At 70.3% G+C, this 22,438-nt stretch carries 13 protein-coding genes and 1 pseudogene; 4 read left to right on the forward strand and 10 right to left on the reverse strand.

Annotated features, from left to right (window positions below):
- The first annotated feature begins 260 nt into the window (after positions 1 to 260).
- Complete coding sequence (locus tag ACIOWN_RS05250; RefSeq protein WP_401980505.1) at positions 261 to 1,088, forward strand: helix-turn-helix transcriptional regulator; 828 nt, start codon at positions 261 to 263, stop codon at positions 1,086 to 1,088.
- Positions 1,085 to 1,291, forward strand: coding sequence for a DUF397 domain-containing protein (locus ACIOWN_RS05255; RefSeq protein ID WP_401980507.1), 207 nt, complete (start codon positions 1,085 to 1,087; stop codon positions 1,289 to 1,291). Before ACIOWN_RS05250 ends, ACIOWN_RS05255 begins: the two co-directional genes overlap by 4 nt.
- An 85-nt stretch (positions 1,292 to 1,376) precedes the next feature.
- Here the strand turns inward: ACIOWN_RS05255 and ACIOWN_RS05260 are convergent, their stop codons facing one another.
- The 4 genes from ACIOWN_RS05260 to ACIOWN_RS05275 all read right to left on the reverse strand — a co-directional run bounded on the left by ACIOWN_RS05260 (position 1,377) and on the right by ACIOWN_RS05275 (position 11,383).
- On the reverse strand, positions 1,377 to 5,696 hold the full coding sequence (locus tag ACIOWN_RS05260) for an Eco57I restriction-modification methylase domain-containing protein (RefSeq protein WP_401980509.1): 4,320 nt from the start codon (positions 5,694 to 5,696) through the stop codon (positions 1,377 to 1,379).
- Positions 5,693 to 8,935 carry a DISARM system SNF2-like helicase DrmD gene (drmD, locus tag ACIOWN_RS05265; protein WP_362348281.1) on the reverse strand — a complete coding sequence of 1,081 codons (3,243 nt, stop codon included), beginning with the start codon at positions 8,933 to 8,935 and terminating at the stop codon, positions 5,693 to 5,695. Before drmD ends, ACIOWN_RS05260 begins: the two co-directional genes overlap by 4 nt.
- 147 nt (positions 8,936 to 9,082) lie before the next feature.
- Complete coding sequence (locus tag ACIOWN_RS05270) at positions 9,083 to 10,342, reverse strand: serine/threonine-protein kinase (RefSeq protein ID WP_362348280.1); 1,260 nt, start codon at positions 10,340 to 10,342, stop codon at positions 9,083 to 9,085.
- Positions 10,343 to 10,441: 99 nt separating this feature from the next.
- Complete coding sequence (locus ACIOWN_RS05275; protein ID WP_362348278.1) at positions 10,442 to 11,383, reverse strand: serine/threonine-protein kinase; 942 nt, start codon at positions 11,381 to 11,383, stop codon at positions 10,442 to 10,444.
- A 140-nt stretch (positions 11,384 to 11,523) separates the two neighbouring features.
- Here ACIOWN_RS05275 and ACIOWN_RS05280 point away from each other — a divergent pair, with 140 nt between their 5' ends.
- Positions 11,524 to 13,509, forward strand: coding sequence for an N-6 DNA methylase (locus ACIOWN_RS05280; RefSeq protein WP_401980512.1), 1,986 nt, complete (start codon positions 11,524 to 11,526; stop codon positions 13,507 to 13,509).
- Positions 13,510 to 13,619: 110 nt separating this feature from the next.
- Here ACIOWN_RS05280 and ACIOWN_RS05285 read toward each other — a convergent pair whose 3' ends face one another.
- Positions 13,620 to 13,742, reverse strand: a complete 123-nt coding sequence (locus ACIOWN_RS05285; RefSeq protein WP_362348275.1) for a hypothetical protein — start codon at positions 13,740 to 13,742, stop codon at positions 13,620 to 13,622.
- A 134-nt stretch (positions 13,743 to 13,876) separates the two neighbouring features.
- On the reverse strand, positions 13,877 to 14,974 hold the full coding sequence (locus tag ACIOWN_RS05290) for a hydroxymethylglutaryl-CoA reductase (protein WP_401980515.1): 1,098 nt from the start codon (positions 14,972 to 14,974) through the stop codon (positions 13,877 to 13,879).
- A 386-nt stretch (positions 14,975 to 15,360) separates the two neighbouring features.
- Between ACIOWN_RS05290 and ACIOWN_RS05295 the strand changes: the two genes are divergently transcribed.
- Positions 15,361 to 17,742 carry an excinuclease ABC subunit UvrA gene (locus ACIOWN_RS05295; RefSeq protein WP_362348271.1) on the forward strand — a complete coding sequence of 794 codons (2,382 nt, stop codon included), beginning with the start codon at positions 15,361 to 15,363 and terminating at the stop codon, positions 17,740 to 17,742.
- Between the two features lie 73 nt (positions 17,743 to 17,815).
- Here the strand turns inward: ACIOWN_RS05295 and ACIOWN_RS05300 are convergent, their stop codons facing one another.
- The 4 genes and pseudogenes from ACIOWN_RS05300 to ACIOWN_RS05315 form a co-directional block, all read right to left on the reverse strand.
- Positions 17,816 to 18,733: a lysophospholipid acyltransferase family protein gene (locus tag ACIOWN_RS05300; protein ID WP_362348269.1), complete on the reverse strand. Its 918-nt coding sequence runs from the start codon at positions 18,731 to 18,733 to the stop codon at positions 17,816 to 17,818.
- Positions 18,733 to 19,507, reverse strand: a pseudogene (locus tag ACIOWN_RS05305) (GNAT family N-acetyltransferase). The gene ACIOWN_RS05300 and the pseudogene ACIOWN_RS05305 overlap by 1 nt, the downstream one beginning before the upstream one ends.
- A gap of 235 nt (positions 19,508 to 19,742) precedes the next feature.
- On the reverse strand, positions 19,743 to 20,492 hold the full coding sequence (locus ACIOWN_RS05310; protein WP_362348266.1) for a succinate dehydrogenase/fumarate reductase iron-sulfur subunit: 750 nt from the start codon (positions 20,490 to 20,492) through the stop codon (positions 19,743 to 19,745).
- A complete protein-coding gene (locus ACIOWN_RS05315; protein ID WP_362348264.1) occupies positions 20,489 to 22,438 on the reverse strand; it encodes a fumarate reductase/succinate dehydrogenase flavoprotein subunit in 1,950 nt (649 codons plus the stop codon). The genes ACIOWN_RS05310 and ACIOWN_RS05315 overlap by 4 nt, the downstream gene beginning before the upstream one ends.

Consider the following 22,438-nt stretch of genomic DNA (forward strand, 5'->3'; position numbering starts at 1 on the left):
ACCTATGGGACTCCAGGGGCCTACGCCTCCCGAAGATCACCACCTTACTGGTCTGGGAGCCGGAGTTGTACGTGCTTTTGTACGGGCGCTGTACGGGCGCTGTACGGGGCAGCGTCGTGTCCCGGTTAACACAGATCGCGTTGAACAGGGTTCTGGCGGTGAGGTCGAGCGCCGATGTGAATGCGGTTGGGCGGGGTGTGCGTTCCGGGACGGAAGGGTGTGGGAGTGTGAAGGCGGTACGGGGTGCGCGGAACAGTCGTGTGGCGAAGCCGAAGGGTGAGGGGCCCGACCTGCCGGGCGTGTGGGCGGCTTACGGGGTGCTGCTCCAGTATCTGCGGAAGCGGTCGGGGTTGAACCAGCAGCAGCTCGGGGACGCCATCGGGTACTCGCTGGAGCAGGTCGCCTCAGTGGAGCAGGGGCGGCGGCCGGCGAAGGCGGCGTTCACGGTGGCGGCGGATCGGGTGTTGGAGGCGGGCGGGGTCCTGGAAGCGCTCCAGGACGAGGTGGACCGGGCGAAGTTGCCTCGTTTCTTCCGGAACGTGGCGCTCTTGGAGGCGGAGGCCCTGAGCCGATTCTCGTACGATCCCCTGCTCATCCCCGGGCTGTTGCAGACCGAGGCTTACGCGCAGGCGCTCCTCGAAGCACACTTCCCGCCCCTGGACGAGGAGATCGTCGAGCAACATGTGGCAGCACGGCTTGCTCGTCAGGCCCTGCTGTCCCGCAAGAGCCCGCCCATGGTCTTCGTATTCATCGTGGAGGAAGGCGCGCTCCGACGATTCGTGGGCAGCAACGCAGTCATGCGTCAGCAGTTGAAGCACCTGCTGACGTGTGCGCAGATGCGCAACGTCGAGCTTCAAGTGATGCCGACCGCACGAGGTGTCCATAGTGGGCTCAACGGGCCTATGGTGTTGCTGGAGTCGATGGACCGCAGGCGGCACGTCTATGTCGATGCGCAGGGTGTGGTGTCTGTCAGGTCCGACGAGGACGAGGTCAGCGAATTCTGGCTGCGGTATGGGATGCTGCGCACGCAGGCCCTCAACACTGAGGAGTCCTCTCATCTCATCGAGCGCATGGCAGGGGAGCTATGAGCACCGACCAGCACACTAATGAGGCCGCTGGACTGGATTGGTTCAAGAGCAGCTACAGCGGGACGAACGGTGGCGACTGCGTGGAGGTCGCCGCTGGCCTGGACGCCGTGTACGTACGCGACTCGAAGGCTGCGGGCGGCGGACCGGTGCTGCGGGTCGGCCGGGGCGAGTGGGCGGCGTTCGTGGCGCTCGCGGTGGAGTAGGGCCGAGTACGTCTGCTTAGCGGATCAATGGGCTCGCTCACGTCACCCGGGGTGAGGTGAGCGAGCCCATTGTCATGCTGTCGGTTCAGAACAGGGCACCCTCGGTGCCCTCACCGAAATCCGACCCGCCTCGCGCGGCGAGCTGTTCCTCGCATTTCCGGACGACCTCAAGAGACGGTGGGGGCAGGTCGGGGTGCTTCTCCTTCGCCTTCTTCTCCGTCACACCCTTGTGGAGACCGAGGTGAACCTCGTCGGCGTACGCCTGGTGGTTCAACTGGCGCAGGCGGTCGATGATCTCGGTTCGGGCGAGGAGACCGATGGTGTAGCGGGTGCCCTGTTCGGTCTCGTGAAAGCCGTGGTCGAGGGGGAACGTCTCGTGGGTTGGGTCTGCGGGCGGGGTCTGCCCGGAACCGTCCAGGAGGTCGTGCCAGCTGTATGCCTCTACGGTCGCCTTGTCGATCTCCTCGTGGATGCGGCGGAGTTCGATAATTTCCTCATCCTGGCAGTCGGGACTGTGGATCAGGTTGTAGGTGGCAGTGAGGCCCATGTTCCGGGAGAACATAAGGTCGCGGCGGTAGCTGTCGAGGCGAGTACCGGCAGCGCGGAGGCGGTCAGTAAGCGAGGGGCGGACGAGAGTTTCGAAGACGTCCGTGGGAGTGTACCGAAGGTCACCCTTCATGGTGGAGGCACGGTCAAGGGCCCACCAGTAATGTGGCGCACTTGACAGAACAGCCAACAGCGCAGTGTCGTCAGACGCAATCACAACCGTGGCATCGCTAAATACTTGACCTGTCGCAACCATAGCGGGCATCACGACGTGCGTATGCCGAGTGATGACCATGCAGCGGCCAAGAGGTTCGATGGCTTTACGCATCTCCGGAGCGGGGCGAGTAAATCGCCACCAGATCTCACGCCGACTCTTATCCTTGCTCTTTTCCCTCTCGGGTTTCACCTCGCGAATAACTTTAGTCATGGCCCTTTCATAGCACTTTGCGTCTTCTAGAGAACGCGCCTGAAAGTCAATAATCCAACGGTCAGTACCATGGCCGGGGTGCTGGTTAACGTCTTGGCCATTGAGATAGGGGAAAAGGATGTCCGCGTATCGACGATCCTCAGCAATCCATTCACGCGCCTCTGACTCTGCCAGCGTGAAACCCATACCCAACACATACGAACCGATAAATGAAACTCCGCCGTTTCCTTTCAGAGACTCTCCCCACGACGCCTCCCTAGTTGCAGGGTTCAGCGACGTCGAAATACCGTTTGGCACCACCGCATCGCCCAGGACATAAGTGGCACAATCCGCCACTGGCACCTTACTGGTCCACACCGCGCAATACTCAAGAACCGCCGAATTGGACGGCCACGGCTTGCTCTTAATGGCCCGGCGAATGGTGATCCCCGCCGAGCCTAGCTTGTCAAGACCAACCTCACGGGAGTCCCCCTGAGCCAGGGTATTCGTCGCGATCAGACCCGTCTGCCCACCAGCGTTCAACAGCTGATGTACCCGCAGCTCGAAGTACGCGACCAGATCGGCACTGCCGCGCTTACCGCTCGCAAGGTAGTCGACCATGTACTCGCGGTACGCCTCACCCATCGCGCCTGTGAGCTTCTGTCCCCCGAGGAACGGAGGGTTTCCCACAATCGCGTCGAACCCACCCCGCAACGAGAACACCTCCGGAAACACCAACGGCCAATGCACCGGCCGCCGCTCCAGCGCCCCCTCCGGCAGCTCAGCTCCCAGCCACTCCTCCACCCTGGCCCGTGCCCCGCCCACCGCTTCGGAGTCGTCCTCGACCCCGTCCTCCATGATCCGCTGGACGATCCAAGCCGCCTGCGGGAACAGGTCCCTGACTCGCTCCCCGCCATCCTCCTCGTACCACGACACCCGTCCCGAAGCACAAGTAGCCAGCGCCGCCCCCGCGATCAAGTCACCCACCAACCGCAGGCGCCGCGAATGCCGGTTGACCTCCTCCAGGCGCTCCCGCTTCTTCTGGAGCGCCGGCAGGTCCACGCCCTTGATGGCGGTGATCGCCAACCGCTCCCGCGTCAGCTGGTCCACCAGCTCACGTGCCTGCTCGGCCAAGATGTCGGCCTGCTGCAACGGCTTCATGTGCACGCCCTGGATCTGGTCCATGCTGTGCACGCCCAGGAGCGAGTCACCCGCCACCAACCGGTCGTCCAGGAACGTGAACGGCCGTTCCGGGTCCATCGACACCAGCCACAGCGACAGCTTGGCCATCTCCACCGCCATGGGGTTGATGTCCACCCCGTACAGGCAGTGCTCGATGATCTGGCGGCGGGCCTCCACCACCACCGGGTCCTGTTCCGCGTCCGCCGCCGTGACGGCTTCGACAGCGCGCCCCGCCCGGTAGACCATCGCGTCCGTGCGGCCCTCGTTCTCCCAGGCCTCTATCAGGCGGTCGCCCAGGTAACGGCAGGCCGCCACCAGGAACGCCGCCGAACCCATCGCTATGTCGGCGACCTTCAGGTCCAGGATCTGATCCGCCGACTTCAGTCGCCACTCCCCCGTGTCCGCCGTCTGGAGCGGGCCCGGCTCATACACCAGGGGCTCCAGCGCGTGCAGCACGACCTCCTCCGCGAGGAAGCGGGGCGTGTAGTGCGTGCCCGTGTTCTTGCGCAGCGAGGACTCCGCGACGTACAGCGTGCCGTTCGGGATGACCGTCGGGAGGCCGCGCAGGTCGTCGCGCAGGATGCCGACGAACGGCAGCAGCCGTTCCGTCAGCGCCGGGTCCTTCGTCACCGCGTTCAGGCGGCGGCGTGCCTCCGCCGTGTCCTCCGTCGACAGCGGGGCGAGCTTCTTCTCCAACTGGCCCGCCGTAGCCGGGGGCTTCGGGTCCTTCCACTTCTCGTGGATGGACTTGGCCAGCGTCTTCAGCGAACCGCCCGCCTTCGCCGCCAGCGACTCCAGCTCCCGCAGCGGGACCTCGTGTTCCAGGCCCTCGGGGCCGATCAGGCCCACCATGTGCTCGGTCGCCCGGCGGCCGTCGTACGACAGCAGGCCCTCGTACACGTAACCGATCTGCTCGACGTCCAGCGCGCGGAAGCTGAGCGTGCGGACCTCGCGGTCCTTGCCCTTGCCGACGCGGACCTCCTGGACCGCCTGGAGCATGTGCAGGACCGTACGGTCGTCGATGGGGAGGAGCGGGGTCGTGCGCTCCAGCCACGGGTACTTGTCGGGGTCGAAGATCGAGCCGTCGTACGCCGGGAGGCGGAAGCCGGAGCCGGGGTGGTCCACTCCCCCGTACACGGCGTGGAACAGGGCGATCAGGCGGTGCCACGCCGACGTCGTGTGCTCCAGCGACGTCTCGCCCTCCTCGTCCGCCCGCGCCTTCAGCTCGTCGCGCAGGAAGCGGGCCGAGTACGACCGCGCGTACACCTCGTTGTCCGCCGGCAGCAGGCCGCGTTCCTCCGCGAACAGCAGGAAGACGACGCGCATCATCACCGCGACCGAGGCCCGGTAGACCTCACCCGCGCTGACGCCGTCCGCGTGCAGGCCGGCGGCGCCGTTCTCGACGGCGCGGACGTCGGCGCGCCCGATCGCGTCGACGAGGAGTTCCACCGCCTGGCGGACCTGGACGCCCAGCGCCTCGGTGACGTCCTCGCCCGCCGCGAGGCTGGCCTTGAGGAGCCCCACCAGCGTCTCGGGCTCGTCGTACTCGAAGAAGCGGCGGCGCCGCAGCAGCGACACGAACGCGCGGACGACGTTCCGCTCCGCCGCCTCGTTCCAGCCGATCGCGTCGAAGACCGCCGTGGTGGTGACGCCGCCCAGCGGGGCCCAGACCAGGCACCACCAGCGGCCGTCCGTCACCAGGCCGAGCGGCACCCCGTGGTGCCGGAGGAGGCGGGCCAGACGGTCGGCCGGTGCCGCAGCCCAGTCGCCGCCACCGCCCGTCCGCGCGGTGGGCGCGGTGCCCGCCGGGACCGTCATGCCCAGCAGCCGCACCCGCTTGGCGGCGGCCTCGGTGCTGGGTTCGGCCGCCAGGTCGGTGCCCGGGTCGACGAGGGCGAAGTCGGGGCGGACTTCGGCGTTGTGCTCGGGCACGCGCAGGGTGAGGCGGTCCAGGCCGTGGTGCTCGGTCTCGCCCACACGGAGGGTCAGGGCGTCGTTCCAGCCGAGGAGCCGGGTCAGGATGTACGCCACCCACTCGTCGCGGCCCGCCGTCGTGTCGGTCTGCCAGTCGGCGTGGCGGGCGCGCAGGCGGGCGCGTTCGTCCTTTTCGAGGGTGTCGAGCTGGGGCCAGGTCCGCAGCAGGACGGGCATGGTGAGGAAGGGGCCGGAGACCTCGGTGAGGTCCAGCCACTCCTGGTGCTGCCTGCGGCCGTCGGTGGCCTTGGCCTTGGCGGCGGCTATTCCACTGCTCGCGGTGCGGCGGGGGCTCATCGGCGGGCTTCCTTTGCGGGGACGACGAAGACGACGGCGGCGGGGAAGAGGTGGGAGCGGGGTTCGCGGTAGCGGGCGGCGATGGCGGCGAGTTCGCGTTCGCGCTCGACGGGGAGGCCTTCGAGGCGTTCCTGCCAGCGGCGGCGGTCGTCCTCGAACTGGCGGCGCTCGTGGCCGGTCAGCTCGTGGGTGGAGAGGAGGGCCAGCTGCTCGCCTTCCCCGTCGCCCTCCTCCGCGAGCTTGGTGCGCAGGGTGGCCTCGAAGCGGTCGAGGGTGGCGGTGATGCGGCGCTCCTCCTCGGTCCGGCGGTCGGCGAGGCGGCTCTCCAGCTGGCGGCCGAGTTCGGCGGCGCGGGCCTCCAGCGACTTGAAGAGGGGGTCGCGAAGCTTCGGCCAGGCCTCGGTGAGTTCCTTGCGCAGGTGCGGGGCGGCTTCGGTGCCGTCGGTGAGGGCCTGGGACAGGACCCGGCCCTGTTCGCCGACCGACTCCCAGCGGCGGAAGCGTCCGGTGTCGCCGAACCAGCCGCCCGCGTACAGGACTTCCTCGTGCAGGCGGGTGCCGTCGGTGCCGACGAGGACGTAGCGCGCGTAGGCGGAGACCAGGGTCGTGGTGACGGCCGGGTCGTCGGAGACGACGGCAGTGACGCGGTTGAGGCCGACCGAGTCGGCGTTCCAGACGGCGGCGGTGAGCAGGCGTGTGGAGAGGGCGACGAGCGGGTGCTTGAGGTGGGCGAGGACGACGTCGTCCCGGGCCTGGGCCGCCGCCACCGGGGAGAAGGTGAGCGGGCGCTGCTCACCCTCGCGCAGTTTGTGGGCGAGGCCGCGGGTGGCGCGCTCCCAGCTTCCGGAGAGCGGCTGTACGTCGAAGAGGTCACCGGGCTCGAAGTGCTCGGCGCGGAACGCGGACGGCAGCAGTGGGGGCTGGTGGTCGAGGGCGAGGGCGGTCTCGACGACGCGCTTGATGTTGGCCGGGGTCAGGCCGAGGGCCGACACGGTGCCCTCGTACTGGTCGGCGAGCCTCTTGGTCTGGGCGGTGACGTTCTGCTCGGGCGCGACCTCGCCGCCGGTGCGGCGGCCCTTGATCTGCTTGGGCTTGGCGTTCTCGATGTCGACGGGGGCGGTGTCGCCCGTCATGCGGCGCTGCACGGCGTCGGCGAGGACGGCGTTGACGGAGCCGAGGTCGTGCTCCATGCGCGCGACCTTCTTGGCGACGCGGGAGAGGAATTCGAGGTCGGCCTCGTAGGAGCCGGCCTGCGCCTGCTGCCATCCGGAGCCGATGAAGTGGCTTATCTCCGGGTCGTGCTTCTGGCCCCAGCGGTCGACGCGTCCTATTCGCTGTTCGAGCTTGTTGGGGTTGAAGGGTATGTCGTAGTTGATGAGGCGGTGGCAGTGGTTCTGGAGGTCGATGCCCTCGCCGGCGGCGTCGGTGGCCAGGAGGATGCGTACCTTGCCCTCGGGCTGCGAGGGGTCCGCCTGGAAGCCGAGGCGGATGCGCTCGCGTTCCTCGGCGGACAGGCCGCCGTGCAGGCGTTCCACGCGGCCGCCGTCGGTCAGTCCCTCCTGCTGGAGGAGGTCGTGGAGCCACTCCTGGGTGTCGCGGTACTCGGTGAAGACGACGACCCGCTCGTCGGTCCAGTGCTTGCCGTCGGAGGTCCGGCAGACGGCCTTGAGTTCGCTGATGAAGGTCTCGGCCTTGGAGTCGGGGGCCGCTTCGTGGGTGAGGGCCCAGCGCTCCATCTCCTGCAGCAGTTCCAGTTCCCGGCCGTCCTCGGCGGGGGTGAGGGAGGTGGAGCGGGTCAGGGCGTCGTCCTCGGCGTCGACCAGGCCGGTGTCGTCGAGGTCGGCGACGAGGTCGGCGAACTCCTCCAGCCATTCGGGGACTTCGGCGGCCGCCGTACGTCCACGCGCCGGACCGGTGTCCTCCAGGTGGGAGAGGTAGACCTTGACGGTGTGCAGGAAGGCCGCCGGGGAGGAGAACAGGCGCTTCTTCAGCAGCAGCGTCACCAGGTCGGCGGCGCGGCGGCCTCCCCGGGCCTTCGGGGTGAGCTTCTTGCGGCGCAGCTCGGCGAAGGAGCCGAGCAGTTGGTGGATCTCGCGTTCCTGCGGGGTGTAGTCGACCGGGAGTTCGCGGGTCCTGCGGGTACGGAAGCGGGGCGTGCCGTCGGCGTTGGTGACCGTCGACTTCAGGCGTCGTACGACGGTGTCCTTGAGGGCTTCCTCGTCGGGATCGACGCCGCGCGCGAAGCGCTGGTCGTCGATGAGTTCGAGCAGAGCCGTGTACGACTCGGGGTAGCCGTTGTGCGGGGTGGCGGAGAGGAAGAGGCGGTGCTCGAAGTGCGGGACGAGGCGCCGGATCAGCTTGGTCTGCTGGGAGTCGACGGCGTACACCTGCTTGGGCGCGGCGGGTGCGACGTGGTGGGCCTCGTCGAGGACGAGCAGGTCGAAGAAGCGCTTGCGCTCGCCGTCGGGGCTCGTCTCGGGGGCGCCGATGACCTCGTCGAGGAGGCGCTGGGCCTTCTGGCCGCGCAGCCAGGGCAGGGAGACGATGGTGAGCGGGTGGACGCGGAAGGGGTTGGCCGCCGTTCCGTGGGTGCGGCGCAGGCGGGCGCAGTGCTCGGAGTCGACGATGGTGAACTCCAGGCCGAACTTCTCGGCCATCTCGTCGCGCCACTTGAGGGTAAGGCCGGCCGGGCAGACCACCATGGTGCGGCGGGCCCGGCCGCGCAGCATGAGCTCCTGCACGACGAGGCCGGCCTCGATGGTCTTGCCGAGGCCCACGTCGTCGGCGAGGAGGAGGTTGACGCGGGGCGCGCCGACCGCTCGCGACACCGGCTCCAACTGGTACGGCTCCACGGCGACGCCGGAACGGAACGGCGCCTGGAGGGTCTTGGCGTCGGCGGAGGCGACGGCGGACCAGCGCACGGCGTCGAGGAACGCGGCGAGGCGGTTCGGGGAGTCGTAGGCGCCGGTGGAGGCGTCGGGCAGGGAACCCGCGGGCAGCACGCGGCGGCCGGGCTCCACCTCCCAGATGACGGAGAGGGTGTCACCGAAGCGGCCGTCAGCCACGGACTGGAGATGGACCAGGGTCGCGCTACGGCGGTTCTTCTCGCCGTCGGCGGCCGGGGAGGGTTCGACGCGGGCGACCACCCAGGACTGGCCACGCACCTCGACCAGATTGCCTTCCTCGGGCAGCACTTCCGCCCCCGTCCGTTCGGTCGCACGCTGAACTGCAGGCGTCATGGGCGCTGTTCTCCTCGGCGTCTTCCCACGCCGCCCGTAGACAATGCCTGTCTCCCCTCCGGACGCGCGTGCGACCGGAGCGTAACACGATCCGTCAAGTGTGAACAGAGATTACAAAGTTGGGGTTCGTGCGGGGGCGGCGTCGGCTCAGGCCATGCGCTGCAGTCGGGCCAGCAGGGCTCGACTGCGTCCGGGCCCGGACTCGGCCGGCAGGACCCTGTCCTCCTCCTCGGCCAGCCTGCGCAGCAGTTCCGCGGCCGCGTGGCGCTCTCCCGTGCGGACCAGGAGTACGGCGATCTCGTAGCGGGTGTCCAGCACGGCCCGGTCACCCGGGCCGAGCAGGCTGCGCTGTTCGGCCAGCACCGACTTCAGTTCGTTCAGGGCTTCTCGGGTACGGCCCAACGCGCCGGCGCACAGGGCTGCTCCGGCACGGGCGGCGAGGAGGTCGGCGGGTGCGAGGCCCGGTGTGGCCATGAGTTGCTCGTACTCCTCCAGGGCGCGGGCGGGGCGTCCGGAGCGGCGCACGGCGGCGATCTCGGTGAGGCGCGGGTGCACGGGCGGTGCGGGGGAAGCCGGAGCCCGCCGGGGAGTCCAGGCGGCGAGCAGGGCGGCCAACTCCAAGGCCGAGGCGGGGCGGTCCTCGGGCTTCTTCTCCAACAGCCGGTCCACCAGGGCCCTCAGCCCGTCGGGGATGTCGGAGCGGCGGTCGGTGAGTGGCGGCACGGGTTCGGTGGCGTGCCGGTGGTACAGCACGAACTGGCTGCCGTCGGTGAACGGCGGGGCGCCGGTGAGCAGTTCGTACAGCACGCAGCCGAGCGAGTACAGGTCACTCGCGGGGACCGTCCTGCCGACGGCCTGCTCGGGTGCCATGTAGATGACCGTGCCGGGCGTGGCGTTGGGCGCGGTGAAGCGGGTCTCGCCCGGCTCGGGCTCCAGGGCGGCGGCGACGCCGAAGTCCAGGACCTTGATCTCCCCGTCGGGGGTCATCATCAGGTTGGAGGGTTTGAGGTCGCGGTGCACGACGCCCTGGCCGTGGGCGTGGCCGAGGACCTCGGCGGTGCGCCGTGCGATGTCGGCGGCCTGCTCGACGGGCAGCGGGCCGTCCCGCTTGAGGACGGCGTCGAGAGCGCTGCCGGGGACGAGGTCCATGACCAGGTACAGCTCGCCGTCGTGGCTGCCGTGGTCGTGGACGGTGGGGATGCCCGGGTGGTGCAGGCGGCTGGTGAGGCGGATTTCGCGGAGGAAGCGGCGCTCCAGGGTGCTGGGTTCGCCGCCCCGGCCGCGCGGCGCGAGGACCTTGACCGCTACGTCGCGGCCGCGGGCGGCGTCGTACGCCGCCCATACGACCCCCATGCCGCCCCGGCCCAGTTCACGCGTGAGTTCGTACCGTCCCAGGCTTCGCCGCATTGCGCCCGTCTCCAGTCCCGGCGCCCGCGGGCGCCCCTCCCAGCCCCTGGCCGGGAGCTTCGCGGCGCCGCCCGGCCGGAGTGGTCATTGTCTCATCGTTCACACGGGCCTCGGACCCTGCGGGAGCAGGAACGGGCGCCGGGGATCTTCGGGCAGCCCGGGACGGGTGGCGCGTGCGGGGTCCGGGTCCGGCAGGTGGGGGCCCAGGGCCGCGTAGACCTCGGCGGCGGAGGAGGGACGGTCGTCCGCGCTCTTGGCGAGCAGCGCCGTGATCAGCTCCTGCAGGTCGCGGGGCACCTTGACGCCCGCGTCGGCGACGAGGGGCGGGGGTGCGCTCAGATGGCGGGAGGCGAGGAGGGCCGGCTGGTCGGTGGCGAAGGGGGTGTCACCGGTGAGCATGTGGTGCAGGAGGCAGCCGACCGCGTAGAGATCGCTGCGGCCGTCGAGCGGGTCGCGGCCGGACAGCAACTCGGGCGACGCGAAGGAGATGTTGCCGACGCCCTCGCCGGTCATGGTCAGCCGGGGGTCGGCGTCGGAGAGCAGTTTCACCAGGCCGAAGTCGAGGATCTTCACCACTCCGTCGCGGCGGACCATGACGTTCTGCGGTTTGAGGTCGCGGTGGACGAGCCCGGCGGCGTGTGCCGCGGACAGTCCGGCGCACAGCTGGGCGGCGACGGCGGCGGCCGAGGCCACGTCGAGCCGGCCGTCCTCGTGCTGGTCGAAGAGGTGCTCCAGCGTCGTGCCGTCGATGAGTTCCATCACCAGCCAGCAGACGTCGTCCGTGATCGACGCGTCGAAGACCGTCGTGACGTTGGCGTGGTCGAGGCGGGCCGCGGCCCGCGCCTCCCGGTGGAAGCGGGTCAGGGCCGCCTCACGGCTCCACGGTACGGCCAGCAAGTCCGCTGCCACGGTCTTGATGGCGACGGGTCGCTCCAGACGCTCGTCGCGACCGAGCCACACCTGGCCCATGACACCTCGGCCGAGGATCGACGCCAGCTGATAGCGGTCATGGAGCACCATTCCCGGCTCGGGGCTCTGCATTTTCCCGTCCTCCACATTTTCCACACAGATGTTCGGGGCTTCGGTCTGTGAACAAAGTCAATGAGCGTAGTAGCCTGCCATGCACTACGGCCGCTGGGGCGCCGCCCAGCCCGGCGGCCACACACCCCGGAGAGCCTTCGATGAGTACAACCGACGCCGTACCCGTCAGCCTGGCCGAAATCGCTCGGATCGCCGGAGTCGGCCGCGCCGCGGTGAGCAACTGGCGACGCCGCCACGACTCGTTTCCCACCCGTATCGGCGGCACCGACGTCAGTCCGCAGTTCTCGCTGGCGGAGGTCGAGCACTGGCTGCGCGACAACGGCAAGCTCAAGGACGTCGGCGGCCGTGAACTTCTGTGGCCGCGTTTCGAGGCGCTGGGCAGCAGGGACGAGTCAGGGCTGGCCGTGGCCGAGGCGGCCCGCCGGATGCGCTCCTCCCGGACGCGGACCACTCATCCTCAACTGTCCGCACAGGCCGGTGAGTTGGTGATCGAGGCGGCCAAGCTGGGGCGCAGGGAGGGCCCTCGCGAGACTTTCGAGTTCCTGCTGCAGCGGTGGCTGGAGACGCATGTACGGCAACTCAGCACCACACCGGCACAGCTCGCCGCGCTGATGGCACGGGCAGCACTCGCCGTCCGGCTCGACGGTGACGAGGAGGGGCTGACGGTCCTCGACCCGGCCTGCGGCACCGGGCACCTGCCCGCAGCGGTCGCCCACGAGTACGACGGGACCGGTCTGACGGTGCTCGCCTGCGAACGGGACCCGGCGCTCGCAGCGCTGACCTCCGCCCGTCTGGGCTTCATCGCCGACGACCGCGACATCCGTACGGAGGTCGCCACGGCCGACGCGCTGCGCGAGGACTGCTTCGCCGGGACACTCGCCGACATAGCCCTGTGCAATCCGCCGTTCAACGAGCGCGACTGGGGCTACGAGGAACTGGCAACGGACCAGCGCTGGACGCACGGTCTGCCACCACGCACCGAGCCGGAACTGGCCTGGGTGCAGCACCTGCTGTCCCACCTCAGGCCCGGCGGGACGGCGGTCGTCGTCCTGCCGCCCGCCGTCGCCTCACGCAAGGCGGGCCGCCGCATCCGGGCCTCCCTGCTGCGCACCGGTGTGCTGCGGGCGGTTGTGGCGCTGCCGCCCGGGAGCGCGCAACCGCACAGCGTCTCCCTCCAGTTGTGGATTCTGCGCGCCTTGCCGGACAGTCCCTCCGCGACTCCTGTCGGGCAGGACGCCCTCCTGGTGGACGCCACGCGGTTCGCCAGGCCCGGTGCGCGCGAGCCCGGACCCGACTGGGAGGCCCTCCGATCGTTCGTCCTCGCCGCCCTGGAAGTCGTCGACCAGCCGGACCGGAACCCGCCGGAGGGCGCCGTACGGGTTCCTCTGCTCGATCTTCTGGACGACGAGGTCGACGTCACCCCGGGCCGCTACGCCGCCTCCGGCAAGGAGCCCTCCCACGCTGAACTCGCGGCTTCCTGGCGCGAGCTGACGACCCGTCTGGCCGACCTCACGGGATGCGCACAGTACCTGGCCGGACTGGACCTGCAGCCCCGGACACCGCAGACCACGGCCACGGTCGGTGACCTCGTCAAGGCGGGCGCCCTCACCCTGATCGCCGGGCAGCAACCGGCGGACGGCGCCCCCTCGTCCGGTGCGGCCGGACTGCCCCTGCTCACCGTGTCCGACCTGCTCCTGGACGGCGTCCCCAGCGGGCGTGTCCCCGAAGGGTCGGCCCATGCCGTGGCCGAGGAGGGCGACGTGGTGGTCGCTGGCGTGATCAGGGCCTTCAAGGCCTGGGTGCACCAGGGGCCGCCGACGGCACTGGGCACGCAGCTCTACGCGCTGCGGGTGGACCCGGAGAAACTGGACGCCCACTTCCTGGCCGGCTGCCTGCGCGCCCCCGCCAACGGACGCCAGGCCGGCACCCACGCCTCCAGCTCGTCCCGGGTGGACATCCGGCGCCTGCAGGTGCTGCCCCTGCCGCTGGCGGAACAGGCCGCCTACGCCGCAGCATTCCGTCGCCTCACGGACTTCGACGACCTCCTCTCGCGCGCCGAGCAGCTGGGGCGGCGGCTGGTGAGCGACGTGAGCGACCGGCTCGCCGCGGGTGGGCTGGGCGGCTGACGACAACGCTCGCACAGTATTGCGATGGGTGGACGTCGACTTTCTGACTCAACACCCAGGTGTGCGGACGGTGCCGCCCACTTCCGGACGCTCCTTGTCGCTTGCTGTTCTCAGTGGTCGTACTGGGTGTGGGCCGCCGCCAGCAACTTGCCGGCCTCCGACTTGCCCGACCCGGCGCATCCCGCGACGAGAGCCAGGGTGAGCCGTTCCGTGCTTGAGCTTGTGGTTGGCACTCGGCCCTCCAAGAGTGTGGTGTGGACGGCAACTTGTCTCCCGCGCCCGCCCCACGCACGCTGGGAACGGGCGGGCAGCGGCGTGCGGGGATCGTCGGGCTGTCCTGCGGCGCGAGCGGGGCGTGAGGGGACGGTTACGCGCAGGGGACCGCACCGGGTCTGTTGCGCCCGAGTCGTTCGTGGGCGCTGACGAAATGCCCGGAGACGGCCGCCGAGACCGTCGAGAGGTCGAGGGCGAGTGCGAAACCGGCGATCACCTCGGCCAGGCGGACGGCGCTTCCCTTCCCCGTGCAGCCCATCATCTCCAGGAGTTCGCGCTGGGCGGGAAGGTGGGTGCCGCCGCCGACCGTCCCGAGCGCCAGTCCGGGGAGGGTCATGCTGGCATAGACGCCGCCGTCCGATGTCCGTTCGAGGATGAACTGCCCCACGCTCGACTCGTGAACGCATGCGATGTCCTGACCCGTCGCGGTGAAAATGGCCGCCACGATGTTGGCGGCGTTCGCGGTGGAGCCCAGCACTCCGCCGTGGACGGCCCCGGACGCGATGTGGTGGTAGCCCATGGTCAGTTCATCCGGCGTCGTGTTCAGGACACGCTTGACGATGCCTTCGGGAAGGACGCAGTCGGCGGTCACCCGGATTCCGCGGCCTTCCGTCATGCTCTGGAAGGACGCCTTTTTGTCGCCGGAGGTGTTTCCCTCGATGATGAAGGACTCCAGTTCCTGGCTGTCCACCAAGTGGCCCTGTTCCAGGATCCATTGGCAGGCATGCCAGGTGCAGGCAGTGGTCATGTTCTGGCCGGCCGCGTCACCGGTGGTGTAGGTGAACTTCAGGTGGACGGTCCTGCCCAGCACGGCGGGCTCGATCGAGACGAGTTCGGCGTGCTTCGACACCTGCCGGACGACGGTTCGCAGATCGTTGAGGTACTGGCTGATCGTCAACGCGAAAAGCCTGGCTGCCGGCATCCTGGAGAAGGCGAACACCGGTGCGCGGGTCATGCTCTGCGCGACGGCACAGGTGCTGACACCGCCCGCCATGGTGACGGCCAGCGATCCACGGGTCGCCGAAGAGACCAGGGCGCCCTCGGTGGTCGCCATGGGCGCGTAGATCTCGCCCTGTACGTTCTCCCCGCGGAACAGCAGCGGCCCTGCCAGGCCGACCGGGATCTCGACGCTTCCGACGAACCCCTCGATGTTCCCGGTCAGTCTCCCGGCGTCGAGTCGCGTCCGATCCATGGAAGGCAGACCGGTCCCGGTCACGGAGCGGATCCAGTCGAGCCGTTGAAGCCGAGCCGACTCCGTATAGATTCCTCTGGCGGGAACGTACCTTCCGACGGAACGGACCGGGCGAGCTTCACGGAGATCGTCTCGCAGGCTCATGCGGCATCACTTCCCTTTTCTTGGCTGGTGTTCACTGACGGGTCTCTTCGCGGCAACGTGATCACTCAGGTCCGTTGACAACGTCTTCGTGCGGCGGCTCGCGGCTCCCCCGGACAGCCCAACGAGCACACCCCGTCCACGTCACCGACACTTCTTCCGCCCCTGCCGGGCGGCCGGCCGCGGGTTGCATAGAATTGCGGGGTTTGCCCCCCTGCCGCCCGCGCCTCGTACGGAGCCCCTCCATGCACAGCCCTCACGACCCGTACGTCCGTGTCCGTGGTGCTCGTGAGCACAACCTCCGAGGGGTGGACGTCGACGTTCCGCGGGACGCGCTCGTGGTGTTCACGGGGGTGTCGGGGTCGGGGAAGTCGTCGCTGGCGTTCGGGACGATCTACGCGGAGGCTCAGCGGCGCTACTTCGAGTCGGTGGCGCCCTACGCGCGGCGGTTGATCCACCAGGTGGGGGCGCCGAAGGTCGGGGAGATCTCCGGGCTGCCGCCGGCCGTGTCGCTGGAGCAGCGGCGCGCGGCGCCGACGTCGCGGTCCTCCGTGGGCACCGTCACCAACCTGTCGAACTCGCTGCGGATGCTGTTCTCCCGGGCCGGGGACTATCCGCCGGGGGCCGAGCGGCTGGACTCGGACGCGTTCTCGCCGAACACGGCGGCCGGGGCCTGCCCCCAGTGCCACGGTCTCGGGCAGGTGCACCGGACGGAGGAGTCGCTGCTGGTGCCCGACCCCTCGCTGTCGATCCGTGAGGGCGCGATCGCCGCCTGGCCGGGTGCCTGGCAGGGCAAGAACCTGCGGGACATCCTCGACGCGCTGGGCTACGACGTGGACCGGCCGTGGCGTGAACTGCCCGCCGGGCAGCGGGAGTGGATCCTGTTCACGGACGAGCAGCCGGTGGTGACCGTGCACCCGGTGCGGGACGCCGAGCGGATCCAACGTCCCTACCAGGGCACGTACATGAGCGCCCGGCGGTATGTGATGAAGACCTTCGCCGATTCGAAGAGCGCTGCCCTGCGGGCCAGGGCCGAGCGGTTCCTCACCGCCGCGCCCTGCCCGGCCTGCGGCGGCAGCCGGCTGCGGCCCGAGGCGCTGGCCGTGACCTTCGCGGGGCACACCATCGCTGAGCTGGCCGCACTGCCGCTGACCGAACTCGCCGGGCACCTGCGGGGCACGTCCGAGGCCGCTCGCGTCCTCACCGAGGATCTGAGGTCACGCATCGTGCCCGTCGTGGAGCTCGGGCTCGGTTACCTCAGCCTGGACCGGTCCACGCCCACGCTGTCGGCGGGCGAGTTGCAGCGGCTGCGGCTCGCCACACAGCTCCGGTCGGGGCTCTTCGGGGTGGTGTACGTGCTCGACGAGCCGTCCGCGGGGCTGCACCCGGCGGACACCGAGGCCCTGCTCACGGTGTTGCAGCGGCTCAAGGCGGCGGGCAACTCGGTGTTCGTGGTGGAGCACCATCTCGACGTGGTACGCGGTGCCGACTGGGTCGTCGACGTCGGTCCGCTGGCCGGTGAGCGCGGCGGGCGGGTACTGCACAGCGGGCCGGTCGCCGAGCTGGCGCAGGTCGCGGAGTCGGCGACGGGCCGGTTCCTGTTCGACCGCTCCCCCGCGCCGGTGCGGGAAGTGCGCCGTGCGCGCGGCCAGTTGACGGTGGGGCCGGTCACCCGGCACAACCTGCGGGCCGTGACGGCGCGGTTCCCGCTCGGCGCGTTCACCGCGGTCACCGGGGTGTCGGGGTCGGGCAAGTCCACGCTCATCGGTGCGATCACGCCGGAGTTGGCAGGGGTCGGGCGGCTGGTCTCGGTGGACCAGAAGCCGATCGGGCGCACTCCGCGTTCCAACCTGGCCACCTACACGGGGCTGTTCGACGTGGTGCGGAAGGTGTTCGCGGACACCGGCGAGGCGCGCGGGCGCGGTTACGGGGTCGGACGGTTCTCCTTCAACGTGGCGGGAGGCCGGTGCGAGACCTGCCAGGGCGAGGGGTTCGTCAGCGTGGAACTGCTGTTCCTGCCGAGCACGTACACCCCGTGCCCGGACTGCGGCGGGGCACGCTACAACCCCGAGACGCTCCAAGTGACGTACCGGGGGCTGAACATCGGCCAGGTGCTCGGCCTCACGGTGGAGAGCGCGGCGGAGTTCTTCGCCGACGTCCCGGCCGTGGCCCGCAGTCTCGGCGCCCTGCTCGACGTCGGCCTCGGCTATCTGCGCCTCGGTCAGCCCGCCACCGAGCTGTCCGGCGGTGAGGCCCAGCGCGTCAAGCTCGCGAGTGAACTGCAACGCGGCCGCCGCGGCCACACCCTCTACCTCCTCGACGAGCCGACGACCGGTCTGCACCCGGCCGATGTCGAGGTGCTGATGCGGCAGTTGCACGGTCTGGTCGACGCCGGGCACACCGTGATCGTCGTCGAGCACGACATGTCCGTCGTGGCCGGCGCCGACTGGGTCGTCGATCTCGGGCCGGGCGGCGGCGACGAGGGCGGCCGGATCGTGGCGGCGGGCCCGCCGGCCGAGGTCGCCCGGGCGGCGGGCAGCGCCACGGCTCCTTATCTGGCACGGGTGGTACGGCGGAACGGCGAGGGCCCGGCGCCAGGCCCGGCCGCCCAGCGCCCCCGTACATGAGGGTCAACGCCCCCGTACGTGAGGCGGACGAGCACGGTCGGATGCTGGTGCTGCCCGGGATTTTCGACCTCGGCTACACCAGGTCCCCGAACACCGCGCGCCGCTCCTGCGACGGCACTCGGGGCCGGGGCACCGGGGTGGCAGCCACGTGAACAGCGGTCGCGTGCTCGCAGGTTGCCGTGGAGCGCGGGCCGGCACCCCGGTCTTCGCCGCCGGGGTCGTCCTGCTGCGCCGCGCGGGCCAGCGTGCGGCGGTCGGGGCAGGTGCCCGGGGGAAGCACGGGGCGCACGTCGACCTCGGCCACCAGGTCGCGTGCCGTGGCCACCCGCCACAGGGACGTGATCAGGGAGTCGTCGCCGACGAAGGCGGGGGCCGTGCTGGCCGCTCCCCCGGAGTGGCTCAGGTAGCGGATGCGGACCGGCTGGACCGGGACCCCGGCGTCGAGGGCGGCCTGGAAGACGGCTCGGTGGAAGGTGCCCTGGGCGCGGCCGCACCAGGTGCTGCCCTCGGGGAAGGCGGCGACCGCGGCGCCGGCGCGCAGTTCCCCGGCGATGTGCGCCACCGTCGCGGGCAGGGCGCGCAGACGGTCCCGTTCGATGAACAGGGCGCCGCCGCGCGCGGCGAGCGCGCCGGCCACCGGCCAGCCGCGGATCTCCGTCTTGGCGAGCATCCGGGCCGGGCGCACGGCGGCCAGCAGCGGGATGTCCAGCCAGGAGATGTGGTTGGCGACCAGCAGGAGGCCGCCGGTGGGCGGAGCGGTGCCGGTGATGCGGACCCGGACCCCGGAGGCCCTGACGACCGCCCGGGACCAGCGCCGCACCCAGCCGGCGGGGATCCTGGCGCCCAGCGGCGACAGCGCGACCCCGGCGAGTACGAGGAACACGACCAGCGTCAGCCGCACCACGGCGCGCGGTACGGCTGTCGTGTACCTCGTTTCCGTCTCCACGCACGCGCTCGGGGTGCAGGGCGCGCTGGGCAGCCAGAGGCTCATCAGGCCGGTACGAGGGAGAGGAAGTGCCGCAGGTAGCGGGGGCTGACCCGGCGCATCGAGAGGAGGACGTAGAGGTCGGCGACCCCGAAGTCGGGGTCGTGCGCGGGAGCGCCGCAGACCTGGGCGCCGAGCCGGAGATAGCCGCGCAGGAGGGCGGGCAGCTCGGTGCGGGGGGGCGGCCGGGAGGTCGGTCCGCGGGATCCACGGGAGCAGCGGGCGCACCCGGCGCTCCTGAGGTGCCAGGTTCTTCTCGCGCACCCGCTCCCAGGTGGCGGAGGCGAGGGCGCCGCCGTCGGCGAGCGGTATGGAGCAGCAGCCGGCCAGCCACTCGTGGCCGCGGTCCACCATGTAGCGGGCCAGCCCGGCCCAGATCAGCCCGATCACCGTGCCGTCGCGGTGGTCGGGGTGCACGCAGGAGCGGCCCACCTCCACCAGGCCGGGGCGGATCGGGGCCAGCGCGGTGAGGTCGAACTCGCCCTCCGCGTAGAGCCGTCCGGCGATCGCGGCGCGCTCCGGCGGGAGCAGCCGGTAGGTGCCGACGACCTGGCCGGTGGTCGTGTCGCGCACGAGCAGGTGGTCGCAGTAGGCGTCGAAGGGATCGACGTCGTGTCCCGGCTGCGGGGTGGACAGCAGGGCGCCCATCTCCCCGGCGAAGACGTCGTGCCGCAGCCGCTGCGCGGCCCGCACATCCGCCTCGTCACGGGCGAGGGCGACGGTGTAACGGGTGGGCGGCGCGGGCTGCGGGGGGCTTTCGAGGGTGGAGACGCCGGTCATGTTCTCTCCTGGTCGTGGACCCGGTACGGAAGAGGGACGGCGGACCGGCGGTGCGGTCCGTCGTCCCTGTTCTTCCGATGCCGGCTTGCGTCCGCGTGACCTGTGCCGGGAGAACGGATGTGGGGATGTTGAACGGCGCGGGCGGTTGCCCTCAGGAGAATTCGAGGCGGGGCCGGGGATGAGCACCACTCCCGGCCCCGCCCGTCCGCCCCCTCGGCGAACGTTCTGCGATGGGCTACCGCTTGGACGCCTTGCGGGTCGCGCGCAGCCACTCCTTGTTCATGCTGGTGATCGACACGAGGGGGATGCCCTTGGGGCAGGCGGTGGCGCACTCGCCGGCCAGGGTGCAGCCGCCGAACCCCTCCTCGTCCATCTGGGCCACCATGTCCAGGACGCGGGTCTCGCGCTCGGGCGCTCCCTGCGGCAGCACGTTGAGGTGGTTGATCTTGGCGGAGGTGAACAGCATCGCCGCGCCGTTGGGGCAGGCGGCGACGCAGGCGCCGCAGCCGATGCATTCGGCGTGCTCGAAGGCGAAGTCGGCGTCCGGCTTGGGTACGGGCGTGGCGTGGGCCTCGGGCGCGGCTCCGGTGGGGGCGGTGACGTAGCCGCCGGCCTGGATGATCCGGTCGAAGGCCGAGCGGTCGACCACCAGGTCCTTCACCACCGGGAAGGCGGCGGCGCGCCACGGCTCGATGTCGATCGTGTCGCCGTCCTTGAAGGACCGCATGTGGAGCTGGCAGGTCGTGGTGCGTTCGGGGCCGTGCGCGTCGCCGTTGATGACCAGGCTGCACGCGCCGCAGATGCCCTCGCGGCAGTCGTGGTCGAAGGCGACGGGGTCCTCGCCGGAGAGGATGAGCCGTTCGTTGAGGACGTCCAGCATCTCCAGGAAGGACATGTCGGGCGAGATGTCGTCCACCTCGTAGGTGGACATGGCGCCGTCGGCGTCGGCGTTCTTCTGCCGCCATACGCGCAGGGTGAGCCTCATGCGTAGCTCCGCTGGGTGGGGTGGACGTACTCGAAGACCAGGTCTTCCTTGTGCAGGGTGGGCGGTTCGCCCGTGGCGGTGAACTCCCAGGCCGCCGCGTAGGAGAACTGCTCGTCCCTGCGGGCCGCTTCGCCGTCGGGGGTCTGGGACTCCTCGCGGAAGTGACCGCCGCAGGACTCGGCTCGGTGCAGCGCGTCGAGGCACATGAGCTCGGCGAGCTCCAGGTAGTCGACGATGCGGTTGGCCTTCTCCAGGGACTGGTTGAACTCCTCGCCGGTGCCGGGCACCTTGATGCGCCGCCAGAACTCCTCGCGGATCTGCGGGATGCGGTCCAGTGCCTTGCGCAGGCCCTCTTCGGTGCGGGCCATGCCGCAGAACTCCCACATCAGTTCGCCGACTTCGCGGTGGAAGGAGTCGGGGGTGCGGTCGCCGTCGACGGACAGGAGCAGGTTGAGGCGGTCCTCGGTCTCGGCGACGGTCTCCTGGACGGCGGGATGGTCCTCGGTGACGGCTTCCTGGTGCGGGTTGCGGGCCAGGTAGTCGTTGATCGTGGCCGGGAGGACGAAGTAGCCGTCGGCCAGGCCCTGCATCAGCGCGGAGGCGCCGAGGCGGTTGGCGCCGTGGTCGGAGAAGTTGGCCTCGCCGATCGCGAACAGTCCGGGGACGGTGGTCTGGAGGTCGTAGTCGACCCACAGGCCGCCCATCGTGTAGTGCACGGCGGGGTAGATCCGCATCGGCACCTCGTACGGGTTCTCCGCGGTGATCCGCTCGTACATGTCGAAGAGGTTGCCGTACTTCTCCTCGACCTTCCCCCTGCCCATGCGCCTGATCGCGTCCGCGAAGTCCAGGTAGACGCCCTGGCCGCCGGGGCCGACGCCGCGGCCCTCGTCGCAGACGTTCTTCGCGGCGCGGGAGGCGATGTCGCGGGGGACGAGGTTGCCGAAGGAGGGGTAGATCCGCTCCAGGTAGTAGTCGCGCTCGTCCTCGGGGATCTCGTTCGGCGGGCGGTTGTCGCCCTTGGCCTTCGGGACCCAGATGCGGCCGTCGTTGCGCAGCGACTCGCTCATCAGGGTGAGCTTGGACTGGTGGTCGCCGGTGCGCGGGATGCACGTGGGGTGGATCTGGGTGAAGCAGGGGTTGGCGAAGTACGCTCCGCGCCGGTGCGCCCGCCAGACGGCGGTCGCGTTGGAGTTCATGGCGTTGGTCGACAGGTAGAAGACGTTGCCGTAGCCGCCGGAGGCGAGGACGACGGCGTCCGCGAAGTACGTGTCGATCTTCCCGGTGATCAGGTCGCGGGCGACGATGCCGCGGGCCCGGCCGTCGACGACGATCAGGTCGAGCATCTCGGTGCGCGGGTGCATCTCGACGTTGCCCGCGGCGATCTGCCGGGACAGTGCCTGGTAGGCGCCGAGCAGGAGCTGCTGGCCGGTCTGGCCGCGGGCGTAGAAGGTGCGGGAGACCTGGACGCCGCCGAAGGAGCGGGTGTCGAGCAGTCCGCCGTACTCGCGGGCGAACGGCACGCCCTGCGCGACGCACTGGTCGATGATCTCCACCGAGATCTGCGCGAGGCGGTGCACGTTGGACTCGCGGGCGCGGAAGTCGCCGCCCTTGACGGTGTCGTAGAAGAGGCGGTGGACGGAGTCGCCGTCGTTGCGGTAGTTCTTCGCCGCGTTGATGCCGCCCTGCGCGGCGATGGAGTGGGCGCGGCGCGGGGAGTCCTGGTAGCAGAACTGGACGACGTGGTAGCCCTGTTCGGCCAGGGTGGCGCCGGCCGAGCCGCCCGCGAGGCCGGTGCCGACCACGATGACCGTGTGCTTGCGCCGGTTGGCGGGGTTGACCAGCCTGGCCTCGAAGCGGCGCTTGTCCCAGCGCTCGTTGATCGGCCCGGTGGGGGCCTTGGTGTCGGCGACCGGCGCACCGGTCGCGTAGTCGGCGTAGGAGGTCAT

Origin of the sequence: Streptomyces sp. NPDC087787 (assembly GCF_044743035.1) — a bacterium.
Taxonomy (GTDB): domain Bacteria; phylum Actinomycetota; class Actinomycetes; order Streptomycetales; family Streptomycetaceae; genus Streptomyces.

Excerpts from the sequence above, each read along its gene's own strand:
- ACIOWN_RS05255 (WP_401980507.1), top strand. The coding sequence starts at position 1,085 with ATGAGCACCGACCAGCACACTAATGAGGCCGCTGGACTGGATTGGTTC.
- ACIOWN_RS05260 (WP_401980509.1), bottom strand. The coding sequence starts at position 5,696 with ATGAGCCCCCGCCGCACCGCGAGCAGTGGAATAGCCGCCGCCAAGGCC.
- drmD (WP_362348281.1), bottom strand. The coding sequence starts at position 8,935 with ATGACGCCTGCAGTTCAGCGTGCGACCGAACGGACGGGGGCGGAAGTG.
- ACIOWN_RS05270 (WP_362348280.1), bottom strand. The coding sequence starts at position 10,342 with ATGCGGCGAAGCCTGGGACGGTACGAACTCACGCGTGAACTGGGCCGG.
- ACIOWN_RS05275 (WP_362348278.1), bottom strand. The coding sequence starts at position 11,383 with ATGCAGAGCCCCGAGCCGGGAATGGTGCTCCATGACCGCTATCAGCTG.
- ACIOWN_RS05280 (WP_401980512.1), top strand. The coding sequence starts at position 11,524 with ATGAGTACAACCGACGCCGTACCCGTCAGCCTGGCCGAAATCGCTCGG.
- ACIOWN_RS05290 (WP_401980515.1), bottom strand. The coding sequence starts at position 14,974 with ATGGATCGGACGCGACTCGACGCCGGGAGACTGACCGGGAACATCGAG.
- ACIOWN_RS05295 (WP_362348271.1), top strand. The coding sequence starts at position 15,361 with ATGCACAGCCCTCACGACCCGTACGTCCGTGTCCGTGGTGCTCGTGAG.
- ACIOWN_RS05300 (WP_362348269.1), bottom strand. The coding sequence starts at position 18,733 with ATGAGCCTCTGGCTGCCCAGCGCGCCCTGCACCCCGAGCGCGTGCGTG.
- ACIOWN_RS05310 (WP_362348266.1), bottom strand. The coding sequence starts at position 20,492 with ATGAGGCTCACCCTGCGCGTATGGCGGCAGAAGAACGCCGACGCCGAC.
- ACIOWN_RS05315 (WP_362348264.1), bottom strand. The coding sequence starts at position 22,438 with ATGACCTCCTACGCCGACTACGCGACCGGTGCGCCGGTCGCCGACACC.